This is a genomic window from Methylobacterium sp. D48H (genome assembly GCF_053345715.1).
In genome coordinates this window covers 778,634-795,265 of record NZ_JBKFAP010000001.1, presented here as the reverse complement: position 1 = coordinate 795,265, position 16,632 = coordinate 778,634, and the positions used below count along the sequence as shown (strand labels likewise).

Annotated in this window: 15 protein-coding genes and 1 tRNA gene; 7 read left to right on the top strand and 9 right to left on the bottom strand. The window is 71.5% G+C overall.

Annotated elements, in window-relative coordinates; translation table 11 throughout:
• Positions 1-10: 10 nt before the first annotated feature.
• Positions 11-1,069: a GntG family PLP-dependent aldolase gene (locus tag ACLBX8_RS03930; RefSeq protein WP_447714631.1), complete on the top strand. Its 1,059-nt coding sequence runs from the start codon at positions 11-13 to the stop codon at positions 1,067-1,069.
• A 6-nt stretch (positions 1,070-1,075) separates the two neighbouring features.
• On the opposite strand, the gene ACLBX8_RS03925 is transcribed toward ACLBX8_RS03930, so the two are convergent.
• From ACLBX8_RS03925 to ACLBX8_RS03915, 3 genes are all read right to left on the bottom strand, one after another.
• Positions 1,076-1,945: a 3'-5' exonuclease gene (locus ACLBX8_RS03925; RefSeq protein ID WP_091980495.1), complete on the bottom strand. Its 870-nt coding sequence runs from the start codon at positions 1,943-1,945 to the stop codon at positions 1,076-1,078.
• A gap of 72 nt (positions 1,946-2,017) precedes the next feature.
• On the bottom strand, positions 2,018-4,450 hold the full coding sequence (gene ligA, locus ACLBX8_RS03920; RefSeq protein ID WP_447698055.1) for an NAD-dependent DNA ligase LigA: 2,433 nt from the start codon (positions 4,448-4,450) through the stop codon (positions 2,018-2,020).
• A gap of 64 nt (positions 4,451-4,514) precedes the next feature.
• Positions 4,515-5,807, bottom strand: a complete 1,293-nt coding sequence (locus ACLBX8_RS03915; RefSeq protein ID WP_447698054.1) for an MFS transporter — start codon at positions 5,805-5,807, stop codon at positions 4,515-4,517.
• A 130-nt stretch (positions 5,808-5,937) separates the two neighbouring features.
• Between ACLBX8_RS03915 and ACLBX8_RS03910 the strand changes: the two genes are divergently transcribed.
• Entirely contained in the window at positions 5,938-6,654 is a 717-nt protein-coding gene (locus ACLBX8_RS03910; protein ID WP_447698053.1) for a 4'-phosphopantetheinyl transferase family protein, read from the top strand.
• Positions 6,655-6,739: 85 nt separating this feature from the next.
• Positions 6,740-6,816 (top strand) — tRNA-Pro (locus ACLBX8_RS03905).
• Positions 6,817-7,598: 782 nt separating this feature from the next.
• Here the strand turns inward: ACLBX8_RS03905 and ACLBX8_RS03900 are convergent.
• The 4 genes from ACLBX8_RS03900 to ACLBX8_RS03885 form a co-directional block, all read right to left on the bottom strand.
• Positions 7,599-8,309 carry a restriction endonuclease gene (locus ACLBX8_RS03900; protein ID WP_447697976.1) on the bottom strand — a complete coding sequence of 237 codons (711 nt, stop codon included), beginning with the start codon at positions 8,307-8,309 and terminating at the stop codon, positions 7,599-7,601.
• Between the two features lie 148 nt (positions 8,310-8,457).
• On the bottom strand, positions 8,458-9,210 hold the full coding sequence (locus ACLBX8_RS03895) for a class I SAM-dependent methyltransferase (RefSeq protein ID WP_447697975.1): 753 nt from the start codon (positions 9,208-9,210) through the stop codon (positions 8,458-8,460).
• A 139-nt stretch (positions 9,211-9,349) separates the two neighbouring features.
• Entirely contained in the window at positions 9,350-10,651 is a 1,302-nt protein-coding gene (locus ACLBX8_RS03890; protein WP_447697974.1) for a glycosyltransferase family protein, read from the bottom strand.
• Between the two features lie 4 nt (positions 10,652-10,655).
• Positions 10,656-11,534, bottom strand: a complete 879-nt coding sequence (locus ACLBX8_RS03885; protein WP_447714630.1) for a methionyl-tRNA formyltransferase — start codon at positions 11,532-11,534, stop codon at positions 10,656-10,658.
• 290 nt (positions 11,535-11,824) lie between these two features.
• Between ACLBX8_RS03885 and ACLBX8_RS03880 the strand changes: the two genes are divergently transcribed.
• Positions 11,825-12,868, top strand: a complete 1,044-nt coding sequence (locus ACLBX8_RS03880; RefSeq protein ID WP_447697972.1) for a hypothetical protein — start codon at positions 11,825-11,827, stop codon at positions 12,866-12,868.
• A gap of 7 nt (positions 12,869-12,875) precedes the next feature.
• Here the strand turns inward: ACLBX8_RS03880 and tgt are convergent, their stop codons facing one another.
• Positions 12,876-14,012 (bottom strand): tRNA guanosine(34) transglycosylase Tgt, encoded by a 1,137-nt coding sequence (gene tgt, locus ACLBX8_RS03875; protein ID WP_447697971.1) that lies wholly within the window; start codon positions 14,010-14,012, stop codon positions 12,876-12,878.
• On the bottom strand, positions 14,009-15,073 hold the full coding sequence (gene queA / locus ACLBX8_RS03870) for a tRNA preQ1(34) S-adenosylmethionine ribosyltransferase-isomerase QueA (protein ID WP_447697970.1): 1,065 nt from the start codon (positions 15,071-15,073) through the stop codon (positions 14,009-14,011). The genes tgt and queA overlap by 4 nt, the downstream gene beginning before the upstream one ends.
• Before the next feature lie 98 nt (positions 15,074-15,171).
• On the opposite strand from queA, the gene ACLBX8_RS03865 reads away from it, so the two are divergent.
• The 3 genes from ACLBX8_RS03865 (at position 15,172) to ACLBX8_RS03855 (ending at position 16,629) form a co-directional block, all read left to right on the top strand.
• Positions 15,172-15,429 carry a hypothetical protein gene (locus ACLBX8_RS03865; RefSeq protein ID WP_020091400.1) on the top strand — a complete coding sequence of 86 codons (258 nt, stop codon included), beginning with the start codon at positions 15,172-15,174 and terminating at the stop codon, positions 15,427-15,429.
• Positions 15,426-15,644: a hypothetical protein gene (locus tag ACLBX8_RS03860; RefSeq protein ID WP_020091401.1), complete on the top strand. Its 219-nt coding sequence runs from the start codon at positions 15,426-15,428 to the stop codon at positions 15,642-15,644. The genes ACLBX8_RS03865 and ACLBX8_RS03860 overlap by 4 nt, the downstream gene beginning before the upstream one ends.
• A gap of 97 nt (positions 15,645-15,741) precedes the next feature.
• A complete protein-coding gene (locus ACLBX8_RS03855; RefSeq protein ID WP_056522056.1) occupies positions 15,742-16,629 on the top strand; it encodes a cation diffusion facilitator family transporter in 888 nt (295 codons plus the stop codon).
• Positions 16,630-16,632: the final 3 nt, after the last annotated feature.

Here is a 16,632-nt window from a genome sequence, read left to right as displayed (position 1 = left end):
CGAGACCGACATGCGAGACGATCACGGCGAAGCCACGGACGCGCCGTCCGTGGTCGACCTGCGGAGCGACACCGTCACGCGGCCGACCGAGGCGATGTACGCCCGGATGCGGTCGGCGCCGCTGGGCGACGACGGGCTCGACGCCGACCCGACCGCCCGCGCGCTGGAGGAGACCGCCGCCGCGATGATCGGCAAGGCGGCGGCCCTGTTCGTGCCGAGTTGCACGATGGGCAATCTGCTGGCGATCCTGGCCCAGGTTCAGCGCAGCGAGCAGGTCCTGCTCGAGGCCCAGGCCCACATGCTCCACACCGAGCGCGGCGCCGCCACCCTGACCGGGGCGTTCCTGGACGGGATCGCCGGGACCGACGGTGCCATGGATCTCGACCGGCTCGAGGACGCCCTCCGGCCGGGCGCGAGCCCGCTGTCGACGGCCATGATCGCGCTGGAGACCTCGCACAACGCCGCCGGCGGCACCGTGCTGCCGCCGGAGCATATGGCCGCGGTGGCGGAGATCGCCCGCGCGCGCGGCATAAAGGTCCATCTCGACGGGGCCCGCCTGTTCAATGCCGCCACCCATCTCGGGGTCGCGCCGGCGGACCTCGCGGCCCATGTCGACACCGTGTCGCTGTGCCTGTCGAAGGGCCTCAGCGCTCCGGTCGGCGCCGTGCTTGCCGGCGACGGACCGGTGATCGCGGCGGCACGGCGCCTGCGGAAGATGATCGGCGGGACGCAGCGGCAGGTCGGGATCGTGGCGGCCGCCGGCCTCGAGGCGATCACCGTCATGGGCGCGCGCCTCGTCGAGGACCACGACCGGGCCCGGCAGCTGAGCGCCGGGCTGAACGCCCTGCCGCGCCTCGCGGCGAACCTGCCGCAGACCAACATCGTGCAGGTCGACCTCTCTCGGACCGGGCGGGACAGCGCGCGCTGGGTCGCGGATCTCGACGCGGCCGGCATCCGCACGCGCCCGCTCGGCCCGCGGCGGCTGCGGCTCGTCACGCACCGGCACATCGCGGCGGCCGACATCGACCGCGCCGTCGCGGCCTTCCGCGCCTGCCTCGACGCGGCCTGAGCCCGGTCAGGCCGCGCCCGCGACCCGGGTCTTCGCGCCGAGCATGCGGGCGAGGAGCACGACGTCGCCGGCATTGTCCGAGAGCAGGTCGGTGATGTCGCCGACCTCCAGCGCCTTCACGTGGCGGCAGCGCATGCCGTAGCGGCCGGCCGTGCAGGTGCAGCGCAGCTCCGGGCCCCCCGGCCGTTCCTCCAGGCTGACGTGGTAGCGGTTGCCGGTCGAGCCGCGCATGGCGAACCGCAGGGCCGCCGGCGCGTCGGGGAAGCTTGCCACGGCCCGGGCGCTGATCGCACCCGGCACGCGGCGCGGCACGGCGGGGCCGCCGACCGCCCGCGCGACCGGGAGGCCGAGCGCGGCCGCGAGGGCGTGCACGTCCGCGACCGCCCGCTCGCGCATCGCGGCGAGCGCGATCTCCGCGCAGGCGAAGGCGTCCTCGCCGGCGTCGTGGTGCTCGAAGCGGATGCCGAGGCGCCGCGCGACCTTGCCGAGCCCGCAGCCCTCCGGCGCCGGGAAGACCCGGCGTGCCACCTGGACCGTGCAGAGATAGGCGAGATCGGGGACCGGCAGGCCGGCCCGCGTCAGCCCGGCGCGCAGGACGCCGATATCGAAGCTCGCGTTGTGCGCCAGGATCAGCCCCCGCCCGAGATCGCCGAGATAGGGCGCCATGACGGCGGCGAAGTCGGGCTTGTCGGCGACGTCGGCCGGCAGGATTCCGTGGACGCGGATGTTGCCCGGTGCGAAGCGCATCTCGGGCGGCCGGATCAGGTGGCTCGCGCGGCGCACGACGCGGCCCTCCGCGATCCAGGCCAGACCCACCGCGCAGGCGCTGTCACGCCGCTCGTTGGCCGTCTCGAAGTCGAGGGCCAGGACCGTCATCGCGGTTCAACCATGCCGGGTGGAAGTTCTCGGGGTGTTCCCCGAGAGGTCTAGGCCGCCCGGACTCGGGCATCAACCCTGCGCCACCATCGCCAGCCAGTCGTCCTCCGAGACGACCCGGACGCCGTGCTTCTGCGCGTCCTTCAGTTTCGAGCCCGCACCGGGGCCGGCCACGACCAGGTCGGTCTTGGCCGAGACCGAGCCCGAGACCTTCGCGCCCAGGCGCTCGGCTACCGCCTTGGCCTCGTTGCGGGTCATCTTCTCCAGGGTGCCGGTGAAGACCACGGTCTTTCCCGCGAACGCTGAGGCCGCGGCGGCCCGCTCCATCGGCTGCACCGCCACCGCGTCGAGCAGGGCCGCGACGGCGTCGGCATTGTGCGGCTCGGAGAAGAACAGGAGTAGCGCGTCGGTCGCCACCGGGCCGATCTCGCCGTCGTCGGCGAAGACCCGGTAGGCGTCGCCGGGACGCTGCGCCGCAGCCCGCGCGATCGCCGCGCGTACCGCGTCGACGTCGCCGTAATGGGCGAGGAGGTTCTCGCGCTGGACGGCGCTCAGGCGCGCCCGCTCCTTGGCCGGCGCCGCGTCGTCCTCCGGGAAGCCGAGATCGAGGAGCCGGTCCCGGGTCGTGCCCCCGACGCGCGGCACCGCGGTGAGCTCGACCCAGTCGGGACCGGGCTGCGCCGCCGCGGCCTCGCGGATCGCCGCGATCAGCGTCGGCATCTCGGCGAAGCGCTTCGCCAGCGCCTTGGCGGTCGCCTCGCCGATCTGCGGGATGCCGAGGGCGAAGAGCAGGCGGTTCATCGGCACGGCGCGCCGCGCCTCGACGGCGGCGAGCAGGTTCCGGATCGCCTTGTCTTCGTCGTCGCTCTTCTTCTTGGCGGCCTTCTTCGGCGGCTCGGCCGTCCCCGAATCCGCGCGCCGCTCGGCCGAGAGCGCCTCGCGCCGCGCCACGATGGCGGCCTTCAGTTCCGCGAAGTCGAGGCGGAACAGGTCGGCGGGCTGGCGCACGAGCCCGGCCTCGAACAGGACCTCGATATAGGTCTCGCCGAAGCCCTCGATGTCGAAGCCGTTGCGCGACACGAAATGCTTCATCCGCTCGACGCCCTGCGCCGGGCAGATCAGCCCGCCGGTGCAGCGGCGCACCGCGTCGGGCCGGCCGGTGCGGGGGTTGACGGCGCGGACGGCGCGGCTGCCGCAGGCCGGGCAGGTCTCCGGGAAGGCGTAGGGCCGCGAGTCGGCCGGGCGCTTCGTCACGTCGACATCCATGACCTTCGGGATGACGTCGCCGGCCCGGACCACCGTGACCGTGTCGCCGACGCGGATGTCGCGGCCGTCGCGGATCGGCTCGCCGTCGGCGCCGACGCCCTTCACGTAGCCCTCGTTGTGCAGGGTGGCGTTCGACACGACGACGCCGCCGACCGTCACGGGACGGAGCTTGGCGAGCGGGTTCAGCGAGCCGGTGCGGCCGACATTGATGACGATGTCCTCGACGACCGTGGTGGCTTCCTGGGCGGCGAATTTGTGGGCGAGCGCCCAGCGGGGCGAGCGCGAGACGAAGCCCAGCCGCTTCTGGAGCGCGAGGTCGTCGACCTTGTAGACGACGCCGTCGATGTCGTAGCCGAGCCCGGCCCGGTCGGCCTCGATGCCGCGGTAATGGGCGAGCATCGCCTCCGTGTCGGTGAAGGTCTGGGTCCGCGGGTTCACCGGCAGGCCCCAGGCCGCGAAGTGCTCCAGCACGCCGGTCTGCGTGTCGGCGATCGGCGCCGACAGCTCGCCCCAGGCATAGGCGAAGAATCGCAGCGGCCGGGACGCGGTGATCGCGGGATCGAGCTGGCGCAGGCTGCCGGCGGCGGCGTTGCGCGGGTTGGCGAAGAGCGGCTTGCCGGCCGCCTCCTGCCGGGCGTTGATGGCGGCGAAGTCGGCGTGGGACAGGTAGACCTCCCCGCGCACCTCGCAGATCTCCGGCCAGCCGGACCCCGCGAGCACCGCCGGGATGTCCTGCACCGTGCGGGCGTTGGCCGTGACGTTCTCGCCCACCTCGCCGTCGCCGCGGGTGGCGGCGGTGTCGAGCCGGCCGTTCACGTAGCGCAGGGACAGGGACAGGCCGTCGATCTTCGGCTCGGCCGTGAAGGCGAGGGGGGCGTCGTCCGGCCAGCCGAGGAAGCGGCGCACGCGCGCGACGAATTCGGCCACCTCCGCGTCGTCGAAGGCGTTGCCCAGCGAGAGCATCGGCACGGCGTGCCGCACCTTGGCGAACTTCTCCGAGGGCTTGGCGCCGACCGACGTGCTGGCGGCGCCCGTGCCGGCGAGATCGGGGAATCGGGCCTCGATGTCCTCCAGACGGCGGCGCAGCCGGTCGTACTCGGCGTCCGATATCTCGGGCGCGTCCTCCTGGTAGTAGAGGCGGTCGGCCTCCAGGAGCGCGTCCGACAGCCGCGCGTACTCGGCGCGCGCTTCCTCGGCGGTGAGGTCGAGATCGAGCGGTTCGGATTTCGTGGCGGCCATGCCGGGGTTCTAACGCATCGGCGGCCGGCGGGGAGTCGGCCGCGGCGCGCGATCCCCGATTCCCTCACCGGCGGGCGCCGAGCAGATCGCCGCGCCCCGCCATCCGGAAGGCCGCGAAGAACGTCGCGGCGACGAGGGCGGCGACCGCCTGGAGCGGCAGGACCGGGGCCAGCCAGCCCGCGACCGCCGTCCCGGCGACCGAGCCGAGGTTCATGGCCGCCATGTAGACCTCGAACTGCGTGGCCGCGCCCGGACGGCCCCGGCTCGCCGCGAGCAGGGCCGGCATCAGGGCGACGATCAGCAGGCCGGGCAGCACGCTGGTGAGCGCCAGGATCGCCGGCGCCGCGGCCCCGACGAGGCCGGCGCCGATCAGGATCCCGGCCAGCACGAAGGTGACGGCACTGCCCAGCAGCAGGGCGCGCAGCGGCGACGCCGCGCCCGCGCGGTCCGACCAGAGTCCCACCGCGACCGCACCGGCCGTCCCGCTCACCAGGGTCAGGACCGCCTGGAGACGCGACAGGCTCGCGGCCTCCCAGCCCTGACGCTGGAGGAGGTCGATCGAGAAGGGCAGCTCGAACAGGCCGAGGGCCGCGTCGAGGCCGAAGCACAGGGCGAGCAGCCGCAGGGCGCGCGGGCGGCGCAGGGCGATCACGGTGCGGCGCAGGAAGCGGCGGAACGGGAGGCGCCGCGGCGCCGGTCCCCGGCGCTCGAGCGACCAGAGCGGATCGGCCGGCGCCTCGCGGACCAGCAGCATCGGCAGGCTCGCGACGATCGCGGCGACGAGCAGCCAGCGGGCGCTCGCGGCGAAGCCCCAATTCGCGAGCGTCCATCCGAAGACAGCGGCGCTGAGGCTCGTTCCGGCCACGAAGCCCGCGCGGGTGCAGGCGCTGACCCGGCCGAGTTCCCGGGGGGGGACGTGGTCCATGATCATCCGGTCGCAGGCGGTATCGAGGAGCGAGGCGAACAGGCTGTGGACGAGGAAGACCAAGCCGAGCGCGCCGACGGCGTCGCCCCCGGCGACGAGGAGCAGCGCCAGCGTCGCGTGGCATCCGACCAGCGCGGCGACCGCGAAGGGCCGGCGCCGTCCGATCCGCGTGTCCCCGGCCCGGTCCACCCAGGGCCCCCACAGCAGCGGCTGCAGCGTCCAGGGCAGGCCGGCCAGGGCGAAGTGCAGCCCGACCTCGGTCGCCGGGACGCCCCTGGCCGCGAGGTGGTTGGCGAGCGCCGTCAGCGAGAAACCCGCGACGAGGCCCTGGTAGAGGTAGGTGGCGAAGAAGACGCCGTAGCGGACGGACCGCCGGCCGAGGCTCGGTCTGCCCAGGAGGCCGACGCGGAGATCCGCGCTGGACCGCGTCACCGCGCGCGGCGCTTCTTGCAGGAGACGGGCCGCGATCCGATGCTGCTCATTCCTGCCCCATCGGATCGTCGCCCGTGCCGTTTCGCTCTCCCGACGCTAGCGCCCCAGCTCCCGCCTCGCGAGGTGTCGCGTGAGCGCGGTGCAGGTCTGGATCGTCGACCTCGCCCTGTCTCCGAGCCAGGTCGACCGGTGCGATGCCGTCCTCGACGCCGCGGAGCGCGCGCGGGCTGACCGATTCCTGCGCCCGGCGGATCGGGCGCGGTTCCGCGCCAGCCACGCCGCGCTGCGGCTGGTCCTCGGCGACGCGCTCGGTCTCGCGCCGGCCGACGTCGAGTTCGCCGCCGGAGCCGGCGGCAAGCCGGAGCTCGCGGGCCCGGCACGGGGCGCCGCCGACTTCAACCTCTCCCATTCCGGGGGCCGCGCGCTGATCGGGCTCACTCGGGGCGCGGCGATCGGCGTCGATGTCGAGGCCGTGCGGCCGATCGCGGACGCGCTGCGGATCGCGGCGGCCCATTTCGCCGCCGACGAGGTGACGGCCCTGGCCGGGGCCCCGCGAAGCGCGGTCGAACGGCGCTTCTTCGGACTGTGGACCCGCAAGGAGGCGGTGGTGAAGGCTTTGGGCAGCGGCCTGTCGCTGCCCCTCGACCGGTTCAGCGTCAGCGTTCCGCCCGAAGCGCCGCGCCTTGTCCGGGCCGCCGGTGACGCGTCCTGGAACCTGGACGGTCCGTGGAGCCTGGCCGAGGTCGATTGCGGGCGCGATCACGTCGCCACGGTGGCGATCCGCTCCGCGGAGGCGGAGATCACCTGCCACCGTCTCCCGGACGACTGGCCCGATCATCTGGGCTGAAAAGGCGCAACAGCGCGCTTGCGGTGCGGGAAAGGCGCGGCTATACACCCGCTCGCCGGCCCTGGCGGACACGCAGGACGGCCTTCGGAGTGTAGCGCAGTCTGGTAGCGCACCACGTTCGGGACGTGGGGGTCGCAGGTTCAAATCCTGCCACTCCGACCAAAATTCCCGCGATCTCAAGTTCAGCGAGACGAACGGTCACCCTTCGCAAGGGACCTCGCGGACAGATGACGTGTAGCCTCGCTGGTCGGCGTCCGCATATTCCCAGACTCTCGCGAACGCGGCCACCTCGACCGGACCGAAGGCGTCGCGCCATCCCGGCTCCGCATCAGGCCGGTCCCTGTCTCGCGCTCCGCTGATCACTGCGCGCGGAGGATCCTGAGGCCGCCCCGTCTGGGCCGTCCGAGCCGCGATCCTGGGACGGAGTCTCCCCGGACCCCGCCGTGCCGGGGCTCTCGCCCTGCGGGGTCAGGGGCGCCATGGGCACGCTCTCCACGAGCAGCGCGATCATCTCGGACCGTGAGCTCAGGAGAATGGCCGGCGGCTCGCCGGTGATCTGCCGCCATCGCCTGACGAAATCGCCCGCCGGCAACTCGGCGAGAGCGTCCTGTTCGGTCGCGGGTTGGTCCGTTCTGAGGGCTGCGGACTGATCCATGCGCCCCAACGGCTCGGACCACGATTCGGCCTCAGCGTCCGCCCGGGATGGTGAAGCGAGCGTTAGTCCGATCGCGGAAGACGATGCCCGCAACGGCGGACCGGCGGGCGAGGCCCGGGACGCTCGATGCGTAGAGGAGCACGCGCCTCTCCCTGACGGAAGCGTGCGCGCCGGTCAGTTCATCGGCGGCACACAGGGAGGCGCGTCGAGGAATGGACCCGGCGCGCGGCCGCGCGGGATGTCGTCGTTCTCATGGGCCCTCATCGCACGACGCGGGGTCCGAGCGCGGTCAGGCGGCGAGCCGGAAACCGGTTCCGCGGGCCGTGCGGGGCGCGACCGTCGACTTGTCCCGGGGCAGCAGCAGGTCGATCTGCGAGCAGTGCAGCGCCAGGACGTTCTGCTCCTCCGCCATGGCGCGCGCCGCGCCGCTGAACCGGCCATTGGTCATCACGCACGCCGTGGTCGACCCGGCGCGCTCCGCCGCCGCCGCGACGTCCGAGATCGGGAGACACGCGACGTCGCGGTCCGCCCAATGCAGGCAAACTACGACGCGCGTTCGGGCCCGGAGGAGCACGAAGTGGTCCTGATCCTGGTAATCCAGGCGCCAGCCGGCCGCCTTCAGGCACCGCAGCATCAGCGCCTCGTATTGCGCCTGCGTGGCGCTCGCGCGGTCGACGAAGGTCCAGGACGCGACCTCGGCCGGCAGGATCGACGCGAGTTCCGCGCTGACAAGACGCCTGAAGCCGCGGAACCGGACGACGGCGCGGAGCGGGCGCCAGAGATGGGCGTGGTGCAGCCTGACGAGTTCCCGGTTCCAGAGCGCCTCGAACGCGGCCGCTCCGCGCGCGTGGTGCTCCATCCACCGGTTCTCGATGATCAGGCGCTCGATCTGCGGTCGGATCGCGCGGCGACACCGCTCGGTGACCCGCTCCTGCAGATGCAACCAAGCGAGCAGAAGCAGGATGGCTATCACCCACAGGGCGAGGCTCGTCGCGAACATGGCGGCGGGACTTTGCGAAATAAGGCCGATGTCGCCATTTATCCGCCTCAGGAATTAAGCGGACATTGCCGGTCACATGCGTACTGAACCGATCAGTGCAAGTCTTTGGAGATGGTGAATTCTAAATTTATGTCCGCCCCGCAGCCGCTCAGGTCCGCATAGCCACGAACATGCTCCGGCCCTGCTGGTGGTAGTAGCCGCTCTCCATCGAGCCGCGGATGTCGTGCCCCAGCATGTCGTACTGCTCGTAGACCATGTCGAAGCCGCACTCCTTCAGAAGCTGGATCAGGGCCGGCTTGGTGGGCCAGAAAGAGCGCTTGTTGCTCCACGAGGTCCATTTGTGCGCCTCGAGCTGGCTCGTGTCGTCGAGATCGTGCTCGTGCATCCAGCGACCCGGCAGATCTTCATTCTCGGCGGGCGGCGAGAGCTGAAACAGGGCCTCGTTCGTGTCGGTCGCGAAATGCGTGTGCAGGATGACCACGTCGCGGACGCACTCGGCCATGAGGCGGATGAAGGCGGCCGGCCTGTCGAGGTGGTAGAGCAGTCCGCAGCAGAAGGCGGCATCGAAGGGGCCGTGGGCCGCCAGATTCCACACGTCGTCGTTGACGAAGGCGAGACCGGGGACGCCCGTCCCCTCCTTGACCCGCAGGCAGTTCTCGAAGTTGGAGCGGCGCACCTCGACACCGGTGGCGCGCATCCCGGCGCGGGCGAATTCGAGCGTGTAGCCGCCCTCTAGGCAGCCCAGATCGACGATCGACCGGCCGGCCAGCCTGTGCCCGTAGAACAGCCGGAGCGAGCGCAGGGCCGCCTGCGTCCAGGGGCTGTCGGCGATCAGCCAGCCCGCCTCGGGCAAGGTCTCGGACCCGTCCGCGAGGCGGATGTTGTGTGCCGTGAACGTCATGCCGCCTCCCCACGCCGCCCACCCTCGCCGAGCGGGGCCACGATGAGTTTATACGGGCCGCGCTCGATCGGTTCACGCGGTTTGTCGATCCACCCGTGTCGAAGGGACGGCAGGCGGATCGGGATGCGCGCGGCGCGCGTTATCGGCGCGCCCGCTCGAAGAAACGGCGGATCGGATTTCGGGCCGGGGCACTCCCCTCGGCCCGCGGAGATTGCGGGGAAACGGCTGGCGGCAGCGCCGCAGCCTCCGGCTCGGCGGTCCAGCCATCCTGCCAGCGCAGGTGCCGGACTGTGCCCCTGGCGGTGCCGGTCCGCTGTTTCAGCGCCAGCGTGTCGAGGAAGCGGCTCGCGCGATGGCTGAACGTGTTCCCATCGCGCACGACCCGCGCGGCTGCCGTCGCGAGCTTCTGTCTGAGCCGGCCGCTGCTGTCGAGCTCCCGATGCAGGTGAAGCGCCTCGGCAGCGTTGTTGAAGTACAGGGCCGACTCACCGTGCGGGAAGAGGGCAGCGCAGTCGCGATTATACTGGGACAGGCACGGGACGCCGTGCGAAGCGGCGTCGAAGCTTCTGAAATTGGGGCCACCGTTCATATTCTGGATGTGGAAAATGTTCAGGCAGATTCGATACCGGGCCATGTAGGTGCGCATCTGATGTTCGCCGACGACGCTGTTGATGGAAAACTTGTGTAGGAGGTGAGGAGCCGCGGTCCAGAGTTCCTTGTACCAGCTCGGCGGTCCCTGAATTTCGAGATCGGTCGCCGAGAAGTAAGAGAGGAGTTCCAGTCGGTGCATCGACGACTGGAAATTGAAATACTCCATCGCGTTGATCGGCGTGCCGTCGGGGAGACTCCACGCCTCGTCGATCATGAAGAACGGCGAACGCATCCGGTCGCGAAGCTCGACCCCCACAGGCAGAGGGCCGGTGCGGGAGCCGACGAGACCGTCCTGCGAGCGCGCCGCGTAGAGGGCAATGTGATGCAGCGACCCGAGGAAGCCGACTGAGGTCACGGCTCGGTTCTGGGACGGCCGTGGATCGAAGCCGGCGAAGGGCAGCCAGTCGGCCCGCGACGCCTGCGGATGCTCCGCGAAGTTGCTGCACGCGACGCTCAGCAACACGCTCGCGGGGATCGTGAGACCCGAGAAGTAGAAGGGGCTGTCGACGAACCACGCCGCGTGCGCCACGCCGCGCCGCGCGAGGCCCTCATAGACCGGCGCGCACAGGCCGACCGCGTTGATGCTCAGGGCGCCGTCGATTGCGATGCCGTCGGCTTCGAGGAAGGAGAGCAGGGTCTCGGCGAGTTCCTCCGACTGGCTGAGGTGGGTATAGGCAAAATTCGCGACGACGACGTCGCATCCGGCCGCCGCGAAGGCGTCGATGAGCCCGCTGCGGCTCGCATCGAGGATGCCGAAGACATCCATCAGCAACAGGGTGGCCTTCGACATGCGCTCAGGCGTCTTCTTCTGTCTGTCTGAAGATCAGGATCCGGTCGCGGCTCGTCACGGCCAGCGGATCGTTCTGCACCACCAGACCGGGTTTGCGGTCCGTGCAGCGCGCGCCGACCTCCGGGGCCTGCAAGACCCGGAAGCGCCGGTCGCCGACCGCGATACGCGCGTACAGATCCGGCGGGAAAAGGTAGGCGCGCACGTGCCGGTCAATCTGGGCCGCCGTTCGGTGAAAGTCGATCTCTGTCCGCGTGTAGTCGATATCCGCCTTGCCGAAATAGGTCGCCGCCGCGTCGTCCTGAACAACGGCCATTTCCGACAGGCCGCGCGCCGCGGTGACCGACGCGAACTTGGCCGCGTTCCGCTCGATCAGCCGCACGCCGGCCTGTTCGCAGAGGCTGTAGACCTCGCGATTGGACCGGCCCTCGATCGCGAAGGTCTCCTGATCCTCGACGGCGCCCGTGTCGATCCCGGCATCGATGATGTGAAGCGACACGCCGAAGGTCGCGTCGCCGTTGAGGATGGCGAGCGTGATGGGCGCCATCCCGCGGTAGCGCGGTAACGGCGAGAAGTGGAGGTTGATGAGCCTGTCTCTGCCGTGCTCGATGATGTCGTGTCTCAAGATGATCGAGAACTGAACTGAGAGGAGCAGAGTGGGGTCGATCTCGAAATACGTGCGCGCGAAGCCTTCGGCATCTTGGACGCCGCGGCTCTCGATGCCGAGGCGGTGCGCCGCGTCGCGCGCGACCCGCGCTGAAATCTCATCCTTGTCGGCGTAAACGTACACGATCGTGTGACCTGGCAATTCACGACGAATGATCTCGAGCGTGTCGGCACAAACCTTGTTTTTCCCACACACAAGAATCGACGGCGTCTTCGACATCGCAACCGCATCACTGAGTGTCGTTGCTGAATTGTTCGTGCGGGCTGCGTGCCGTGATCGTCATCAATTTCGTTGAAATCAAATCGTCGCGCGCCGGCAATCCACCCTGACACATATACATAATAGGGGAAGTGCAGGAAGCCACGTCCCGCTGCAACAACATGTGGGCTTGCCGTTTCGTCGCAGGTTGTACACACAGTCGTTGTGCTCGCGGCGCGGGTGAGGGGGCTGGCAAACGGGTGGACGCGCAGTTGCGACGTGGCCGGCCAAACGGCGTATGAAGCCCCCCGATGGATTCGCCTTCACACAGCCGAGCCGGACAGCGACCCGCAGGATGGGCCGGCTTCGCGCGCAGCTTCCTCGTCAGCGCCGCCTGCATGGGCCTGGCGCTGATCGGCTTCGTGGCCGCGGTCGATCCCTACGGACTGCGGGCCGCGCCCGGGCATCCGCCGGGACCGATCATGGATGCCAATCAGCGGCTCTCCTATCCGCAGATCGCCCGCGGGGGGCCGTTCGACGCGGCGGTCTTCGGCACCTCGACGGCGCGACTGCTCGACCCGCAGGCTCTCGACGCGGCCTTCGGTGTCCGGTTCGCCAATCTGGCGGTGAATGCCGCGACGCCCGACGAGCAGGGTCGGCTCGCCGCGCTGTTCCTGGCCCGCCGGCCGATCCGCGCGGTCCTGTTCGGCCTCGATGCCCCGTGGTGCGCCGCCGATCCGCCGGCCCGGACCGCCCATGCCTTTCCCGACTGGCTCTACGCGGACCGCGTGCCCGGCGATGTCCTGCGTCAGGTCAGCCTGCGCTCGGTCACGACGGCCGTCCGGGCCGGGCTCGCCGATCTCGGGCTGACGCGGGCGCGGATTCGCGGAGACGGCTACGCGGTCTTCACGCCGCCCGAGGCGCGCTACGACCTCGCACGCGCCCAGGCCCATATCCGCGCAGGCCGCGTGGACTCGGCGGCGGCGGACGCCCCCGAGCTGCCGATGCCGGCCCTCGACCGCCTGGACGATCTCCTCGGTCGCGTGCCCGCCCAGGCCCTGAAGATCGTGGCCTTCATGCCGGTGCATGCGGGGGCGCAGGGTTCACCGGGATCGGCGGCGGGCCGTCGCGAGGAAGCCTGCAAGGCGCGCGCCGCGGCGATCGGGAAGCGCCGGGGCGCGGTCGTGGTGGATTTTCGCCGGATCTCGCCGCTGACGACCCGGGACGCGAATTATTGGGACGCGCTGCATTACCGCCTGCCCGTGGCGGCGCGCGTCATCTCGGATCTCGCGCGCGCCGTCGCCACCGGCCGCGACGATCCGGATGGAATCTACCGGGTGCTCGCGCACCCGTGACGCCCGGTCAGGCGGCGGCGCGCTCGGCGCTCGCCCAGCCGGCGCGGGTCTCGGCGCAGTACTCCGCGTAGCGGCCGTCCCGGATCGCCGCGCGCGCGCCGGCCATCAGGTCCTGGTAGTAGGCGAGGTTGTTCCAGGTCAGCAGCATCATCCCGAGGATCTCGTTCGAGCGCACGAGGTGATGCAGGTAGGCACGGGAATAGTCCCGCGCGGCCGGACAGGTCGAGGTCTCGTCGAGCGGCGCGGTGTCCTCGGCGTGGCGGGCGTTGCGCAGGTTGACCCGTCCGTGGCGCGTGTAGGCGAGGCCGTGCCGGCCGGCGCGGGTCGGCATCACGCAGTCGAACATGTCGATGCCGCGGGCGACCGCGCCGAGGATGTCGTCCGGCGTGCCGACGCCCATCAGGTAGCGGGGCTTGCCGGCGGGCAGGTGCGGCTCGACCGTCTCGATCATGGCGAACATGACCGCCTGCGGCTCGCCGACGGCGAGGCCGCCCACCGCGTAGCCCTTGAGATCGAGATCCGTCAGCGCGCGGGCGCTCTCGACGCGCAGGGCCGGCACGTCGCCGCCCTGGACGATGCCGAACAGGGCCCGTCCCGGCTGCTCGCCGAACGCGACGCGGCAGCGCTCGGCCCAGCGCAGCGATAGGTGCATGGCCTTCTCGATGGCCCCGTGGTCCGCCGGCAGGCGGACGCACTCGTCGAGCTGCATCTGGATGTCGGAGCCGAGCAGACCCTGGATCTCGATGGAGCGCTCCGGGCTCATGTGATGCGCGGTGCCGTCGATGTGCGAGCGGAAGGTCACGCCCTGCTCGTCGATCTTCCGCAGTGCGGAGAGCGACATCACCTGGAAGCCGCCGGAATCGGTCAGGATCGGCCGGTCCCAGTTCATGAAGCGGTGAAGGCCGCCGAGCCGGGCCATGCGCTCGGGGCCGGGCCGCAGCATCAGGTGGTAGGTGTTGCCCAGGACCACGTCGGCGCCGAGATCGCGGACCTGGCCGGGGTACATGGCCTTGACGGTCGCGGCCGTGCCCACCGGCATGAAGGCCGGGGTCCGGATCTCGCCGCGCGGCGTCGCGATCACGCCGGTGCGGGCGGTGCCGTCCCGGGCCAGCAGGTCGAAGCGGAAGTGTGCGCTGTCGGTCATGGGTTGTCCGCGCCCGGGCCCGGGAAGAGCAGGCTGGCGTCGCCGTAGGAGTAGAACCGGTACCCGGCGGCGATCGCGTGCGCGTAGGCCGCGCGCATCGTCGCGAGACCTGAGAACGCCGAGACCAGCATGAACAGCGTCGAGCGCGGCAGGTGGAAATTGGTCACGAGGGCGTCGACCGCGCGGAACCGGTAGCCCGGCGTGATGAAGATCTCGGTGGGTCCCGAGAAGGGCGCGAGCGTGCCGTCCGGTCGGGCCGCGCTCTCCAGCAGCCGCAGGGCCGTGGTCCCGACCGCGACGATCCGGCCGCCCGCGGCCCGCGCGGCGTTCAGGGCCTCGGCCGTGGCGGCGTCGAGGATGCCGATCTCCGCGTGCATGCGGTGGGCCTCGGTATCCTCGGACTTGACCGGCAGGAAGGTCCCGGCGCCGACATGCAGCGTGACGTGGCGGCGCCGCAGACCGGCGGCGTCGAGATCGGCCAGCAGCGCGTCGGAGAAGTGCAGGCCGGCCGTGGGAGCCGCGACCGCCCCCGGATTGCGGGCGTAGACCGTCTGGTAATCGGTGGCGTCGCGGTCATCCGTGGCGCGCTTGCCCGCGATGTAGGGGGGCAGCGGCAGGGCACCCTCCGCGGCGATGGCCGCGTCGAGGTCGGGCCCGGCCCGGTCGAAGGCGAGGACGATCTCCCCGGCCTCGGCCTTCTCGAGAACGGTCGCCGCCAGATCGCCGAAGCGCAGCGCGTCGCCCGCCGCGAGCCGCTTGGCCGGACGCGCGAAGGCGCGCCAGCGGTCGGGGGCTTCCCGCAGGTGGAGCATCACCTCGGTGCGCTGGCCGGGGGCGCCGGGCCGTGTGCGCACGCCGTTCAGCCGGGCCGGGATCACCCGCGTGTCGTTGAAGACTAGGGCGTCGCCGGCCCGGAGGGCCTGGGGCAGGTCGCGCACGGTCCGGTCGGCCAGCGGCGCGCCGGGTCGGACCACGAGCATCCGCCCGGCGTCGCGCGGCTCGGCCGGGCGGAGGGCGATGCTGGTCTCCGGCAGATCGAAATCGAAGAGGTCCACGCGCATCGCCGGCTGCCTGCACCGAACGGCACGCGGTTTCAACCGCGGAACCGCCGGGGAGCGCGTCCGTTTCTAGCGTCACCGAGACGCGAGGCTCCCGATCCATGCCCTGGTACGCCGTTCGCCCCCGTGACGCCGCCGATCCCCGCTGGCCGCTCCCCGGCACGTCCGAGATCGTGCTGAAGGCCGAGGATCCCGACACCGCCCGCGCGAAGTTCGAATCAGCCTACCCGAGCCAGCCCTTCGGCAGCCCCGGAATCCCGGTGCCGAATACCGGCGCCGGCAGCTTCCGCGGCGATCCGGACGCCCTGGTCGTGGCCGAGACGGGCGAGCCGCCGGCGCCGCGGGGGAGCGACGCGTGACGCCCCGCGGTCGCCCCCGGCGGGTCACCCTCGACGGGCAGCTCCTCGGGTATTGGGAGCGCGAGGCCGCCCGGCTGGAGACCCTCGCCGCCGGAGCGCGCTTCGCCTGGCAGCGCCGTCGCTTCCTGCGCAAGGCGGAGGCCGCGCGCGCCAAGGCGGAGCCGAGCCGGCGGCGCGAGGCCGCCCGCGACAACGGCGGCGCGTCGGAGACTTAGCCGCGGCTAACACGTTTTCGGCGGCGTCGAACCTTTGCCGTGGCCTTGGCCGCGGCCGGTGCCGTATGGGCGCGGCGTCACCCCAACGGCGCGAACCATGGACCGCACCCAGAAAGCCGCCCTCTTCAGCGCGGGCATCGGCCTCGCCGTCACGGCGATGAAGTTCTACGCGGCGTGGCTCACCGGCAGCCTCGCCCTGTACTCCGACGCGCTGGAGAGCATCATCAACGTGGTCGCCGCAATCGGCGCCTTCGTGGCCCTGCGGGTCGCCGCGCGCCCGGCGGACGAGGACCATCCCTACGGTCACCACAAGGCCGAGTTCTTCTCGGCGGTGATCGAGGGCGCGCTGATCGTGGTGGCGGCGCTGCTGATCCTGCGCGAATCCTATTTCGGGCTGCTCGCCCCGAAGGCCCTCGACGCGCCCGCGGTGGGCCTCGCGATCAACTTCGCGGCCGGGATCGTCAACGCGGTCTGGGCGGCGGCACTGATGCGCTGGGGAAGGCGGTGGCGGTCGCCGGCCCTGATCGCCGACGCGCGCCACGTCTTCGCCGACGTAATCACGTCCTGCGGCGTCCTGGCCGGCGTCGGCGCCGTGGTGGTGACGGGCTACCCGGTCCTCGACCCCGTGGTGGCCGGGCTGGTCGCCATGAACATCCTGTGGTCCGGCTTCCGCATGGTCCGGGAATCGGTCGACGGCCTCATGGACAGGGCCGCCCCGGCCGAGATGGTGAGCCAGATCCGGTCGCTCATCTCCCAGCACGGCGAGGGCGCGCTGGAGGCGCACGACGTGCGCACGCGCTCCGCCGGTCAGGCGACCTTCATCGACTTCCACCTCGTCGTCCCCGGCGCGATGACCGTCGAGGATTCGCACGCGATCTGCGACCGGCTGGAATCAGCCCTGGAGACGACGATCCCCGGGGCGGTGGTGACCATCCACGTCGAGCCCGGCGAGGAGGCCAAGGCGCGGGGATTGCCGGTGCTGTAGGCC

Excerpts from the sequence above, each read along its gene's own strand:
- ACLBX8_RS03930 (WP_447714631.1), top strand. The coding sequence starts at position 11 with ATGCGAGACGATCACGGCGAAGCCACGGACGCGCCGTCCGTGGTCGAC.
- ACLBX8_RS03900 (WP_447697976.1), bottom strand. The coding sequence starts at position 8,309 with ATGTTCGCGACGAGCCTCGCCCTGTGGGTGATAGCCATCCTGCTTCTG.
- ACLBX8_RS03855 (WP_056522056.1), top strand. The coding sequence starts at position 15,742 with ATGGACCGCACCCAGAAAGCCGCCCTCTTCAGCGCGGGCATCGGCCTC.
- ACLBX8_RS03885 (WP_447714630.1), bottom strand. The coding sequence starts at position 11,534 with ATGTCGAAGACGCCGTCGATTCTTGTGTGTGGGAAAAACAAGGTTTGT.
- ACLBX8_RS03880 (WP_447697972.1), top strand. The coding sequence starts at position 11,825 with ATGGATTCGCCTTCACACAGCCGAGCCGGACAGCGACCCGCAGGATGG.
- ACLBX8_RS03890 (WP_447697974.1), bottom strand. The coding sequence starts at position 10,651 with ATGTCGAAGGCCACCCTGTTGCTGATGGATGTCTTCGGCATCCTCGAT.
- ACLBX8_RS03925 (WP_091980495.1), bottom strand. The coding sequence starts at position 1,945 with ATGACGGTCCTGGCCCTCGACTTCGAGACGGCCAACGAGCGGCGTGAC.
- tgt (WP_447697971.1), bottom strand. The coding sequence starts at position 14,012 with ATGACCGACAGCGCACACTTCCGCTTCGACCTGCTGGCCCGGGACGGC.
- ACLBX8_RS03865 (WP_020091400.1), top strand. The coding sequence starts at position 15,172 with ATGCCCTGGTACGCCGTTCGCCCCCGTGACGCCGCCGATCCCCGCTGG.
- queA (WP_447697970.1), bottom strand. The coding sequence starts at position 15,073 with ATGCGCGTGGACCTCTTCGATTTCGATCTGCCGGAGACCAGCATCGCC.
- ACLBX8_RS03895 (WP_447697975.1), bottom strand. The coding sequence starts at position 9,210 with ATGACGTTCACGGCACACAACATCCGCCTCGCGGACGGGTCCGAGACC.
- ligA (WP_447698055.1), bottom strand. The coding sequence starts at position 4,450 with ATGGCCGCCACGAAATCCGAACCGCTCGATCTCGACCTCACCGCCGAG.